Origin of the sequence: Alteripontixanthobacter muriae, from assembly GCF_013336795.1 — a bacterium.
Taxonomy (GTDB): domain Bacteria; phylum Pseudomonadota; class Alphaproteobacteria; order Sphingomonadales; family Sphingomonadaceae; genus Pseudopontixanthobacter; species Pseudopontixanthobacter muriae.
Genome location: NZ_JAAFZT010000017.1, coordinates 55,134 through 67,453, shown reverse-complemented (window position 1 = coordinate 67,453; position 12,320 = coordinate 55,134). Strand labels below are relative to the sequence as shown.

15 protein-coding genes and 1 riboswitch are annotated in these 12,320 nt (G+C 61.5%); of the genes, 12 read left to right on the top strand and 3 right to left on the bottom strand.

Features of this window, described 5'->3' with window-relative positions; genetic code table 11:
* A partial coding sequence (locus tag G7A66_RS05870) for a S9 family peptidase (protein ID WP_232366685.1) occupies nt 1–1,458 on the bottom strand: 1,458 nt, incomplete at its 3' end.
* A gap of 225 nt (nt 1,459–1,683) precedes the next feature.
* Here G7A66_RS05870 and G7A66_RS05865 point away from each other — a divergent pair.
* From G7A66_RS05865 to G7A66_RS05820, 10 genes are all read left to right on the top strand, one after another.
* A complete protein-coding gene (locus tag G7A66_RS05865; protein WP_408609243.1) occupies nt 1,684–2,973 on the top strand; it encodes a metal-dependent hydrolase family protein in 1,290 nt (429 codons plus the stop codon).
* A 108-nt stretch (nt 2,974–3,081) separates the two neighbouring features.
* The gene (locus G7A66_RS05860; RefSeq protein WP_174294768.1) at nt 3,082–4,938 is read left to right on the top strand and encodes a DUF885 domain-containing protein; all 1,857 of its coding nucleotides are present in this window, start codon (nt 3,082–3,084) and stop codon (nt 4,936–4,938) included.
* Nucleotides 4,939–4,997: 59 nt separating this feature from the next.
* Nucleotides 4,998–5,104, top strand: a riboswitch (TPP riboswitch).
* Nucleotides 5,105–5,147: 43 nt separating this feature from the next.
* Complete coding sequence (gene thiC, locus G7A66_RS05855; protein WP_174294767.1) at nt 5,148–7,124, top strand: phosphomethylpyrimidine synthase ThiC; 1,977 nt, start codon at nt 5,148–5,150, stop codon at nt 7,122–7,124.
* Between the two features lie 31 nt (nt 7,125–7,155).
* On the top strand, nt 7,156–7,503 hold the full coding sequence (locus tag G7A66_RS05850) for a hypothetical protein (RefSeq protein ID WP_174294766.1): 348 nt from the start codon (nt 7,156–7,158) through the stop codon (nt 7,501–7,503).
* Nucleotides 7,500–7,952: a DUF3429 domain-containing protein gene (locus G7A66_RS05845; RefSeq protein WP_174294765.1), complete on the top strand. Its 453-nt coding sequence runs from the start codon at nt 7,500–7,502 to the stop codon at nt 7,950–7,952. The genes G7A66_RS05850 and G7A66_RS05845 overlap by 4 nt, the downstream gene beginning before the upstream one ends.
* On the top strand, nt 7,953–8,447 hold the full coding sequence (locus tag G7A66_RS05840; RefSeq protein ID WP_232366684.1) for a COG3650 family protein: 495 nt from the start codon (nt 7,953–7,955) through the stop codon (nt 8,445–8,447).
* Between the two features lie 138 nt (nt 8,448–8,585).
* Nucleotides 8,586–9,161: a fasciclin domain-containing protein gene (locus tag G7A66_RS05835; RefSeq protein ID WP_206675087.1), complete on the top strand. Its 576-nt coding sequence runs from the start codon at nt 8,586–8,588 to the stop codon at nt 9,159–9,161.
* A gap of 303 nt (nt 9,162–9,464) precedes the next feature.
* Nucleotides 9,465–9,671 carry a cold-shock protein gene (locus tag G7A66_RS05830; RefSeq protein ID WP_170004902.1) on the top strand — a complete coding sequence of 69 codons (207 nt, stop codon included), beginning with the start codon at nt 9,465–9,467 and terminating at the stop codon, nt 9,669–9,671.
* 73 nt (nt 9,672–9,744) lie between these two features.
* Nucleotides 9,745–9,963 carry a hypothetical protein gene (locus tag G7A66_RS05825; RefSeq protein ID WP_174294764.1) on the top strand — a complete coding sequence of 73 codons (219 nt, stop codon included), beginning with the start codon at nt 9,745–9,747 and terminating at the stop codon, nt 9,961–9,963.
* Nucleotides 9,964–10,069: 106 nt separating this feature from the next.
* Entirely contained in the window at nt 10,070–10,369 is a 300-nt protein-coding gene (locus G7A66_RS05820; protein WP_174294763.1) for a hypothetical protein, read from the top strand.
* Here G7A66_RS05820 and G7A66_RS05815 read toward each other — a convergent pair.
* Nucleotides 10,353–10,697, bottom strand: coding sequence for a DUF962 domain-containing protein (locus G7A66_RS05815; protein ID WP_174294762.1), 345 nt, complete (start codon nt 10,695–10,697; stop codon nt 10,353–10,355). The genes G7A66_RS05820 and G7A66_RS05815 overlap by 17 nt on opposite strands.
* A gap of 203 nt (nt 10,698–10,900) precedes the next feature.
* On the opposite strand from G7A66_RS05815, the gene G7A66_RS05810 reads away from it, so the two are divergent.
* Both G7A66_RS05810 and G7A66_RS05805 read left to right on the top strand, forming a co-directional pair.
* Nucleotides 10,901–11,476 carry a YbhB/YbcL family Raf kinase inhibitor-like protein gene (locus tag G7A66_RS05810; protein ID WP_174294761.1) on the top strand — a complete coding sequence of 192 codons (576 nt, stop codon included), beginning with the start codon at nt 10,901–10,903 and terminating at the stop codon, nt 11,474–11,476.
* 60 nt (nt 11,477–11,536) lie between these two features.
* The gene (locus G7A66_RS05805) at nt 11,537–11,788 is read left to right on the top strand and encodes an SWIB/MDM2 domain-containing protein (RefSeq protein WP_174294760.1); all 252 of its coding nucleotides are present in this window, start codon (nt 11,537–11,539) and stop codon (nt 11,786–11,788) included.
* Nucleotides 11,789–11,847: 59 nt separating this feature from the next.
* Here the strand turns inward: G7A66_RS05805 and G7A66_RS05800 are convergent, their stop codons facing one another.
* Nucleotides 11,848–12,276 carry a DoxX family protein gene (locus tag G7A66_RS05800; protein ID WP_174294759.1) on the bottom strand — a complete coding sequence of 143 codons (429 nt, stop codon included), beginning with the start codon at nt 12,274–12,276 and terminating at the stop codon, nt 11,848–11,850.
* Between the last annotated feature and the right edge of the window lie 44 nt (nt 12,277–12,320).

Here is a 12,320-nt window from a genome sequence, read left to right as displayed (position 1 = left end):
GCCATAGGCGGTGGAGCCGCGATAGTTCGGCAGGAATACGGCGTAGCCCTGACCCGCCGCGACCTGTCCGGGCTTGCTGTAGGCGGTCTGCCAGCCATTGCTCTCATGCGCTTCGGGACCGCCATGGATGTTCATAATGGTCGGTGCGCCGCCGGCGGGAATGGCGCCCACGGGTTCGATCAGCACGCCTTCGATGGTCTGCCCGTCGCGCGCCTGGTAGGTATAGATGCGCTGATTGCCGAAGGTGATCTCCGATAGCCAGGGATTATGCGACGTCCAGCGGTCGAAGCGGCCATTGTCGAGCACGAACAATTCATCCGGGTGACGTGGGCTGTCTGCAGTTACGGCGATGCGGTCGCCGCCAGCTTCCACCGCAGTCAGAATGAGGTTGCCGGGATCGACCTCCCGGGCGACCGAGCCGTCCGGCGCATAGATGCGCAGGCGGCTGGAGGCACCGATGTGCACGACGCTGGCGAGGCTCCCGTCCGAGAGAAACTCCGTATCGACAGTCGCTTCCGCCGCGCCGAGCGTCACCGGAGTCAGCGCGCCTGTGACCGTGTCGGCGAAATACAACGTGGTCGGGGCAGGATCGTTGGCGTCGACTGCGGCAACCATGGCGAGGCGGCGACCATCGGGGCTGATCTCGACATCGCCCAGTTTTCCCGGCGTCTCGACAATGCGGCGCACCGCACCGGTGGCGAGGTCGATCAGATTGACGCGCTTGGAGGTGTAGCTGTCATCGACATTCGGGGTGGGAGCGGTCTGGACGACGGCAGTGCGCGCATCGGGCGCGATTTCGAAGGCGCTGACATAGCCCGGAATGGTGACACCGCGCGGCTCGACGTCGATCTCTCCGCCAGCGAGCGCTGTGCCGACGCGGGCAGCGAACAGGCGGTTCAGCCTATCCTCTTCCTCATAGACCACGGATGTGAATCCCGCCTCGGCTTCGTCGTCGCGGCGGTCGTCGGCTTCGGCCCCTGCCAGCAGATAAATCATGCTGCCATCGGGCGACCAGTCATAGGCGCGCACACCGGCACCATCCACCGCGGCAAGCTTCATCTGCGCACCGCCATCGACGGGAATGCCCCAGACCGCGCGTTCTTCATCGCCTTCCGCATGAAGGAACGACATCATCCGTCCGTCGGGCGAGAACTGCACACCGGATATGTTCATGTCGGCGGGCAGGAAGTCGCGCATATTGTCAGGCCCGTAGGCCATCTTCAGCTGCTGGGTGCCGGTGCCATTCTCCTCGCCTTCAACGATATTGGGGTGGCGATAGGTGGTATAGGCGATGCGGCTGCCATCGGGGCTGACCTCAATTCCGCCGACCTGTTCAAGCGCTGCCACATCTTCAGGCGTCATCGGGCGTGCATCGGCATCCCCTGCTGTCATGGTAAAGGCGGCAAGGCCGAAGGCAGGCAGGGGGGCAGCACGCAAGGCCGCGCGAATAAGATCCATGGTCAGCTATATCCTCTTCAGAAGTTCTTGTTTTTGGCTCGGTTAGGGAAGGTATAGGCAGGCGCAGTTGATTTTTCAAACCGCGTTCCTGCGTTCAGGCGTCACCCTGCTGCGGCGAGCCGTTGTTCGCGGCTTTCACAATCTGCGGCACTTTCCCGCCTTGCTCAATAGGCGACCGGGCGGCATGATCGTCGCAACAAGATCAATGGGAGGGGTGCTGTCACCATGCGCAAATCTGTTCGAATCTCCGGCCGCATGGCGGCGGCTGCAGCGATTGCCGCTTTCTTCGCCTCGCCTGCGCTGGCCGATACGACCGTCATCCACGCTGGCAGCGTGATCCGCAGCGCGGATGCCCAGGCCAGCGGCCCGGCGACCATCACCGTCACCAATGGGCGCATAGTTGCCATAGAGGACGGCATCCAGCCCGTTCCCGAAGGCGCGACCATGGTGCATCTGGTGGACAAGACCGTACTGCCGGGCCTCATCGACCTGCACGTCCACCTGACCGGCGATCCCGGCGGCGATTTCTGGAAGGAAGCGGTCGAGCCGGAAGAATGGAGCGTCGTCGTCGGAGCCAAGAATGCGCAGGCGACTGCCCGGGCAGGCTTCACCACAGTGCGAGAGGCAGGCAGCGGCCAGTCGAGTGCTTTCGCTCTGCGGCGTGGCACGGCGGAAGGGCTGATCCCCGGTCCGCGTATCATCGCGGCAGGACCGGCGCTTTCCATCGTCGGTGGGCACGGCGATACAAACGGCTTCCGGCCCGAGATAAACGAAATTCTCGACAGCGGCTTCAATTGCACCGGCGTCGTTCAATGCGCTGAAAAGGTTCGGCTCGCCAGCCAGAACGGAGCGGACGTTATCAAGATCACCGCGACCGGAGGCGTGCTGAGCCAGCAGGGGCGCGGGCTGGAGGCACATTTCACCAGTGCGGAAATGAAGAGCATCGCCGATACAGCCCATTCGCTCGGCTTGTCCGTGATGGCCCATGCACATGGCGCGCGGGGCATCCAGCAGGCAGCGGAGGCGGGCATCGATTCCATCGAGCACGGCACCTATCTCGACAAGGAGGCCGCCGATGCGATGATCGCCAACGGCACGGTGCTGATCCCCACGCTCATGGCGTTTCAGGGCGTCACCGAGCGGCTTGGGCAGGGCATCTACACGCCTGTTGTGGAGGACAAGATCCGGGCTGTTGCCGAAAGCGCGCGCGTGTTCATGGGACGCGCCCGCGACTGGGGCGTCCCCATCGCTTTCGGCACCGATGCGGGCGTATTTGGCCACGGGCGCAATGCGGGTGAATTCCGCCTGATGATGGGGCAGGGCATGAGCAGCCGCGAGGCGCTGGCCAGCGCGACCACTGCGGCTGCCACAGTTCTGGGAATGGAAGACGAGATCGGCCGGCTGGAACCGGGCTACAGCGCCGACATCATCGCCGTGGACGGCAACCCGCTGCTCGACGCGACAGTGCTGGAGAATGTGGACTGGGTCATGGTGCGCGGCCGCGTGATGGAGTGATCCGTCGAGAGGCGATGTGCGTTCGTCGACCCTGCGCCATGTTTTGATTGGCGCTGGGCGGCGCCGGGGATTAGACCTGCTGTAACAAGATCTTGGGGGATTATACGCATGACCACTTTCCGCATCACCCTGTTGTCCGCTGCCGCTTTGCCGCTGGCCGCCTGCGCCACAACAATGGAGAATGAAGAGGCTATAATCCTGACCGGCGCGCAGCCGATGGAGACTGCGGGGGGCGCGACCGCCTCAGAGCAGACTGCCCATGAAAGACTGTTCGCCATTTTCGCCGCAGCGGACGAAGCGGAACTGAAGAACAACCCTATGAGCGCCCTGTTCAGGGGCGATCTGCGTTATGCGGACACGCTCGGCAATTATTTGACCGACGCCTACACCGATACCGAACGCGCGAATGCCCGCCAGAACCTGGCGGCGCTCGAGCGTATTGACCGCAGCGCGCTGAACGAGACCGATCGCATCGCCTATGATGTCTTCGCCTATAACCAGCGTGAGGCCCTGTCGAACCTCACGCCGGAAATTCTCGCGCTCACCGAGGTACGGCCGGTCAACCACTTCTTCGGCTTTCATACCTTCTATCCCACGCTCGCCAGCGGGAAGGGCGCGGCACCGTTCAACACGGTGGAGGATTACGAGAACAACCTGAAGCGCCACAGCGATTACGCTGCCCTTGTCGGCCGATCCATCGACAAGTTCCGCGAAGGGCTGGACACGGGCGTTCTGGAAACGAAACTGACGATCGGCAATGTGATCGAACAGCTGGATACGCAGCTCGCGCAGTCTGCCGAGGAATCGCCCTTCTGGGGTCCGGTCGAGAACTTCCCTGAAAGCTTTTCCGCCGCCGAGAAGGCGCGGCTGACCGAAGCCTATCGTCGGTCGATCAACCAGGAGATCTATCCTGCGAACCGGGCGCTGCGCGATTTTCTGAAGACGGAATATTACCCCAAAGCACGCGATAGTGTCGGACTTTCGCAGATGAAGGGCGGCCCTGCGCTCTACAACAAGCTGATCGAACAGACCACGACTCTGCCGCTGACTGCAGACACGCTGCACGACCTCGGCCTGTCCGAAGTCGCGCGTATTCAGCGCCAGATGCAGCAAGTGAAGGACGAGGTCGGCTTTGAAGGCACACTGCAGGAGTTCTTCGACCACATCCGAACCGATCCGCAGTTCAAACCGGAAAGCCGCGAGGCGCTGACGGAACGCTATTACGAGATCGGCCGCAAGGTCGATGCACTGATCCCGCAATATTTCTCCACGGTTCCGAAAACTCCGCTGGAAATCCGCCCCTACGAACCGTTCCGCGAAAAATTCGAGGCGGGCGGTTCCTATCAGTCCGGCACGCCTGACGGTTCGCGCCCGGGCATATTCTATTTCAACGCCTACGATCTGCCGAGCCGCACCACGCCGGGCATCACTACACTTTATCTGCACGAAGGCGCACCGGGTCACCATTTCCAGCTAAGCCTGGCCCAGGAAAACGAGGCTCTGCCCAACTTTATTCGTTTCGGCGGTAACACCGCCTATGTCGAAGGCTGGGCGCTTTATTCAGAAACGCTCGGCTTTCCTATGGGCCTTTATGACGATCCCTATCAGCGGCAGGGCACACTCGACGATGAGATCCTGCGCGCGATGCGCCTGGTGGTCGATACCGGCCTGCATTCAAAGGGATGGACGCGCGAACAGGCGATCGAATATATGCTCGCCAATTCGGGCATGGGCCGCACCGATGCCACGGCGGAAGTCGAACGCTATATCGCCATTCCGAGCCAGGCGTTGGCCTATAAGGTCGGCGCGCTGAAGATACAGGAATTGCGCCAGCGTGCAGAAGCGTCGCTGGGCGATCGCTTTGATATTCGCACCTTCCATGAACAGGTGCTCGGCACTGGCGCGCTGCCTTTGCCGGTACTGGAGGCCAAGATCGACCGCTGGATCGCTGCCGGCGGCAATTGATCCATCTTCGTCAGGCGAACCGGGGCGGCTGGACTATGGGCGGGCGGGCCTGTAGAACCCATCCATCCCCGGGGCGCCTGCTGAGGCTGAGAGGGCGGAGAACTCCGCACGACCCGCAGAACCTGATCCCGTTAGAACGGGCGGAGGGAGGGAGCGGTCGAAGCCCGAGAAACCGCCCCTGCTCCGATTATTTTTGAACGGAGCAAGACATGGCCGATATCGATTCCCCCATCGAGCGTATTCCCGCAGGCCGCAGGGGCAGCGAGAATATTGCCGTCACCACCGGTCCGATCCGCGGCAGTCGCAAGGTTCACGTACCTGCGCCGGGTTCGTCCGGGATCACGGTCGCCATGCGCGAGATCGACCTCGAACCGTCCAGCGGCGAGCCGCCTCTGCGCGTCTACGACACCTCTGGCCCTTACACCGACCCAAAGGCGCGCATCGATATCGACGCCGGGCTGGAGCCGATTCGGCGTCCCTGGCAACTCGCCCGTCAGGACGTCGAGGAATACGAACCGCGCGAGGTGAAGCCGGAGGATAATGGTCTTCTGACCGGCGGCACCGGCCCGGACCGTGCGGGCGGCGTGCCGCCGTTCCCGACCGCGCTGCGCCGCCCCTTGCGCGCGAAAGCCGGGGGCAACATTAGCCAGATGTATTACGCCCGCCGCGGCATCATCACGCCGGAAATGGAATATGTTGCCGCGCGCGAAAACCTCGGCCGCGAAATCGCGCTGGAAGCGGCGAGCGGCGGGGAAAGCTGGGGCGCGTCACTGCCCGCCCATGTCACGCCCGAATTCGTCCGCGACGAAGTGGCGCGCGGCCGGGCCATCATCCCCAGCAACATCAACCACCCCGAATGCGAGCCGATGGCAATCGGGCGCAATTTCCTCGTCAAGATCAACGCCAACATTGGCAACAGCGCAGTTGCGTCCGATGTCGCATCCGAAGTCGACAAGATGGTCTGGTCGATCCGCTGGGGCGCGGACACCGTCATGGATTTGTCCACCGGGCGCAACATCCACGACACGCGCGAATGGATCATCCGCAACAGCCCCGTGCCGATCGGCACGGTGCCCATCTATCAGGCGCTGGAAAAGGTCGGCGGCGTGGCCGAGGACCTCACGTGGGACATCTTCCGCGACACGCTGATCGAGCAAGCCGAACAGGGTGTCGATTATTTCACCATCCATGCCGGCGTCCGACTGCCCTATGTGCCGATGGCGGCGAAGCGCGTGACCGGCATCGTCAGCCGCGGCGGTTCCATCATGGCGAAATGGTGCCTCGCGCATCACAAGGAAAGCTTTCTCTACGATAAATTTGACGAGATTACCGAGATCATGAAGGCCTATGATATCGCCTATTCGCTGGGTGATGGCCTGCGTCCCGGCAGCATCGCGGATGCCAATGACGAGGCGCAATTCGCCGAACTCTACACGCTGGGCGAACTCACTCACCGCGCCTGGAAGCAGGACGTGCAGGTGATGATCGAAGGGCCGGGCCACGTGCCCATGCACAAGATCAAGGAGAATATGGAGAAGCAGCTGGAAGTGTGCGGCGAAGCGCCGTTCTATACTCTCGGTCCCCTCGTCACCGACATCGCGCCAGGTTACGACCACATCACCAGCGGCATCGGTGCGGCGCAGATCGGCTGGTACGGCACGGCCATGCTTTGCTACGTAACGCCCAAGGAACATCTGGGCCTGCCCGATCGTGACGATGTGAAGGTCGGCGTCGTTACCTACAAGCTGGCAGCCCACGCGGCCGATCTGGCCAAGGGACATCCTGCGGCGCAATTGCGCGACGATGCGCTCAGCCGGGCGCGGTTCGAATTCCGCTGGCGCGACCAGTTCAATCTCAGCCTCGACCCCGATACGGCGGAGGAATTCCACGACCAGACCCTGCCGGCAGAAGGTGCAAAAACGGCGCATTTCTGCTCCATGTGCGGGCCGAAGTTCTGTTCGATGAAGATCAGCCAGGAAGTGCGCGATTTTGCCTCGCGCCAGAACCAGAGCGCCGACAGCTTCCTCGAAAGCGCGAAATGGGGTGCCGAAACAGCGGAAGCGAGCCGTGCTGCGGCAGTGAAGGGTATGCAGGAAATGTCGGAACTCTACCGCGAAAAGGGCGACAACCTCTATCTTCCGGAAGAAGATGCGGACGTCTGCGTGACAGAGGACGACGTCACTTGATGCCGAGGTCGTGCCGGGGCAGACTGCCAGGATGACGGAAGAGCAAGACAAGCGCGACCGCCGCCACCTGCCCCGGATCGGGTTGGGTCTGTCCGCGCTCTATATCGTCCTGCTGGTGCTGTATTTGTTTTTGCAAGGGCAGAACCCCGCCGATCTGCGGCTGAACGAACTAGGCGATTTCGTCGGCGGCGTGTCCAGCCCGCTGGCCTTCCTGTGGCTGGTGCTGGGCTTTTTCCAGCAGAGCCGTGAGATCCGGCTCAGCGGCCGTGCGCTGGAACTGCAGGCGCGGGAAATGCGCCGGAGCGTCGACGAACATCGCCGCCTCGCTTCGGGGCCGCAGGGACGGCCGGATGAAGCGGGTGAGACGGACAACGCATGAACAGCGTGCCGCCTCTGCCGAGGTGGCTCGGTCTGGCCGGCCTGTTGCCGCAATGGGCTATCCTGCTGGCCCTGCTGATCGGGCCGGAAGATTGGCGACCGGCCATGCAGGCACTCGGCTGGGCCTATGGCGCGCTGATCTTCAGCTTTCTTGGCGGGTTGTGGTGGGGCATCGCTGCCTCGCGTCACGCACGCGGGAAAGCAGTCCCGCATTGGCTGTGGTGCGTGTCCGTGGTTCCGTCATTGCTCGCCCTGCTGACCTTCCTGCCGTTTATCTGGACGGGGGATTGGCAGGGTGCGATGCTCGCTGCGCTCGGCATCTTCATTCTTGCCAGCCTTCTGATCGATCGGCTGATGCCGCGCTACGGCGCACCGCCATGGTGGATGCGCCTGCGCCTGCCGCTTTCGATCGGCCTCGGTATGGCAACTATCCTGCTGGGAATACTCTGAATGACAAAGAGGATGGCGATGGAAAAGATCGATATGAATCCTGCTCAAGCCGCGACATGCCTGCTCGCCTCTTGCCTTGCACTGGCTGGTTGCGGCCAAGCGGCGAGCGGTCCGGGAGCCGATAGCCGGATACCCGGCCAGGACGGATCGACCCAGCCTTACGGCGCCATCGGAGAGGCGGAAACGGTCTATCTGACCGGCACGGAACCCTTCTGGGGCGGCGAAGTCGGCGGCGAGACGCTGACCTACGAAACGCCTGAAAACCCTGATGGCAGGGACATCCGGGTTGAACGTTTCGCAGGGCGGGGCGGAATTTCCTGGTCCGGTTCGCTCGATGGCGCCTCGCTAGATCTGGCAGTCACGCCGATTTCGTGCAGCGATGGCATGTCCGACAGGACCTATCCTTTCACTGCCACCCTACAACTTGGAGATGAAACGAGGTCGGGATGCGCCTGGACAGACGAGCGCCCGTTCACCGGCCCGACTGCACCATGATGTTGATTCCATGGGAATTGTGGCAAAATGAGGCAGGAATGGGAACTAAATATGGCGGTCATAGTTGATAAATGTGAATCCGCGCCTGAACAAGGGTGTCCGACCTAAATCGTAAAACCACTTGCAAGGAAATCATTGATGAAACTTATTGCCATGCCTCTCGTTGCTTCTGTTCTCGCGCTCGCCGCATGTTCCTCCGAGCCTGCCGACGACACGCTCGTTGTCGACGATACCGCTGCTGTGGACACGATGGCCACTGCCGACACCGCCCCCAACATCGTCGGAGTCGCACAGAGCGATGCGAACTTCTCGACCCTGGTCACCGCGATCAACGCGGCCGATCTTGGCGGTACGCTGAGCGGCGACGGCCCGTACACTGTCTTCGCGCCTACCAATGCGGCATTCGAAAAGCTGCCTGCCGGCACGCTCGACACTCTGACGATGCCTGAAAACCGCGAGCAGCTCAGCAACATCCTGACCTATCACGTTGTCTCGGGCGACATGATGGCCGCTGCGCTGACGCAGGCGATCACCGATGGCAACGGTTCGGCCGAACTGACGACGCTGAGCGGTGAAACGCTGACGGCGACGCTTGACGGTGAAAATGTCATTCTGACCGACGCAACCGGCGGAACTGCCACCGTGACCATGACTGACGTGGATGCCTCCAACGGCACGATTCACGCCATCGACACGGTGCTGATGCCGAGCTGATAGTTCGACCTCGCGCTGAAATGCAGGCGCGTCCGTCCGGTAAGGACGGGCGCGCCTTTTGCATGCCGGGGCCGGATGGTCTCCGCATACGGCGTAAGGATTAGGGGAATGGCGATTTCCATGTTACAAGGCATTCGCTGACGTCGAAACTTGCGACGGACTTCGACGCTATCCGCGAAAGCGACCTTCGGGCCTGACTGACGCGCACTCTCGACGACTTCCTTTCAACAGACGGCCTTACGCACGACCCCGCAGGTCCGCAGTTCCGCGGAACCGGGTAATGTTTCTTGAAAGGAAACGCATATGCCTATCGGCACAGTCAAATTCTTCAACACCGACAAGGGCTATGGTTTCATCCAGCCCGAAGACGGCGGCCAGGACAGCTTCGTTCATATCACTGCAGTCCATGCCGCCGGCATGCAGACGCTCGATAAGGACCAGCGCCTGTCCTATGACGTCGAAACCGGCCGTAACGGCAAGGAATCGGCGATCAATCTCGCTTCTGCCTGATTGACGTGCATCCCCCGGCAGCCTTCGCGATGAAGGTTGCCGGGTTTCCAGTTTCACATCATGGGATATCAGGATGAGTCAGACTTACGAATTTTACTCCGAACGCGCACAGGAATCGGCCAAGCAGGCCAGCGAAGCCACTCTCGACAATGTACGCGAGCGAGCCTTGCGATCGGAAGCAGTCTGGCTGGATCTTGCCCATCGGGCGCGGCAAGTCGCCCGCGACCGCCGCGTTGCCGACGAGGAACGCGCTGCCCGCCGCGCTGCCGAACAGGAAGACGCCACGGCCTGAAGGCCGCCCATTCTTGCTCGCTCATCTAACATTCGGTTGCGCCTTCAGGATCGTACCTGCAAGGTCGCTACAAGCGAACTTGTGCGGCAGGCGGAGAAGGCATGTAATGAACGATCTCAGACCTGATACTGCGTGGCTCACGACGTTCTACGATGCCTGGTCGTTGGGCGCGGATGCTGCCACGGTGATGTGGTTGCGAACAGCCTTGCTAGCCGGCGGCGGTGTTGCCGCGCAGAAGGAAGCGACGCGGATGTTCTCTGAAAAGCTATCCGCCAATGTCGAGCTTGGAACAATGATACTGACGGGCGGACTCGGTAATGATCCGCGGGTTGCTGCCGACCACACCATTGCGCACTATGGACCTACCGTGCGCGCCAATCGTGCACGCCTCAGCCGCCGGAAGTAGGCTTCACGCCGGCACGGTCCAACTCAGGCTTCAGCCTTCCAGTGAGCCAGAACCACCACATGCGAAAATCGGCAGCCAGTGACCATAACGGGTAGGTGAAGGTCGCCGGGCGGTTCCGTTCGACGCGAAAATGCGCGATCCAGGCAAAGAAATAGCCTGCCAGCGGCATTGCCACCAAGATCCACCATTCGCCTGCGAGCAGGGCAGCGAGCGCGATCAGCACGACCAGCGTGGTGCCGATATAATGAAGCGCGCGAGTCATCGGCCGGCTGTGTTCCCGCAGGTAGAACGGCCAGAATTCGCGAAAGCTTTCATATTTGTCGGTCATGGGCTGCCTCGGTCCTTGGTGATCCGCAGACGGCCACCGTAAAGCCGGCTGTCGCCGGAACAAGCTGGAACGCACCTCCAATTCAATCGCTGCAGCATGCCTGCTGCACGCCTTGCGGATTATTCCGGCAAATGCGGGTGCCCGCTCTCGCCTGCGGGCGTTGTATGGCCTAGAACCTCATTCGGAAAGGATACTTCACGCGAATGCTCGAACACGTACCCGAATGGCTTGGAAAAGCCCTCAAGAACGTCCGCGCAGGACATGGCAAGCTGGCTATCGTCCGCCTGGGTCAGGAAAACCTCATGGGCAAGAACGGTTTCGACCTGACCAGCCCCGCCTTCACCAATGGCGCCGAACTGGACCCGTGCTTCACTGCCGATGAAGAGGATGCCGTCGCACCGCCGCTGGAATGGACCGCGCCGCCGCCGGGCACGCAGGAACTGGCGATCATCGTGGAAGACCCCGATGCACCCGCCGGCGAACCATTGTGCCACTGGCTTGTCTGGGGTCTTCCGCCGCAGAAAGGCAAGTTGCTCGAGGGCGAGACTCCGCCCCGTGTCGGCAAGAATTCCTATGGCAATTCCGAATGGCTGCTGCCTGACCCGCCGACCGGCCATGGCCCGCACGACTATGTATTCCAGATCTTCGCACTCGATTTGCCGCTGACGCTTATGCCGGGTGCTGATCGCGACAAGCTGCTTTCGGCAATGAAGGGGCATGTAATCGCAACGGCGATATTGACAGGTGTCTATGTCCGCTCCGAAGGTGACGACGATTGAATGCATGCTAAAGCGTCTGCAAGGACGTGAAACGAGACTACTCTAAAGAAGGAAATCAATATGGCAGGTGCCAATAACGCTTTGCAGAAGCCCGTCGAAGTTTCGCCGGAACTTGAGGAAGTCGTCGGCAAGGGTCCCATGACCCGCGCCCAGGTAACCTCGAAGGTCTGGGAATATATCAAGAAGCATGATCTGCAGGTCGCCGAGGACAAGCGGATGATCGAAGCCGACGAAAAGCTCGGCGCGGTGATCGGCAAGGATCGCATCTCCATGTTCAAGATGACGGCAGCGGTATCCAAGCATCTGACCTGATCCGCTGACTTCTGTCGGCAAAAAAGCCCGGCGGACCTTCTTGCGGTCTGCCGGGCTTTTCATTTCCTTCTGCTGCGCAATTTGTTGTGTCGCAAAGGCCAGTCGATAATGCTCGCGCACCACAAGGTCAGCCAGATTATGACGGGCTGCGCGAACATGCGCGGAATATGATAGACGAGGCCCAGCCCGCCATTTTCTCTGCCCAGATCCAGAATGAAGTGGTTGATGTTGGCGGGGAAGACGCAGACGGCATACAGAGCCAGGCCAACTGCGCCGGCTCTCCGCAGTTCCGCACTGATCGGTTGGACGAGAGCCAGAGCTCCCAGCATTTCTGCGACGCCTGTCAGCAGCACGACCAGTTCCGGCAAGGGAACGAAGGGCGGCATGATGCTGAGGAAGGGCGCCGGGCTGGTGATGTGCAGAAAGCCAGCAAAACCGTAGGCTGCAGCGAGAGCAAGGCGGGTGATGGTCTTGCCGGGGAAGGTCATGTGACGCTTCTTCGGAAGCACATAAGGACTGGCTGAATATGGCT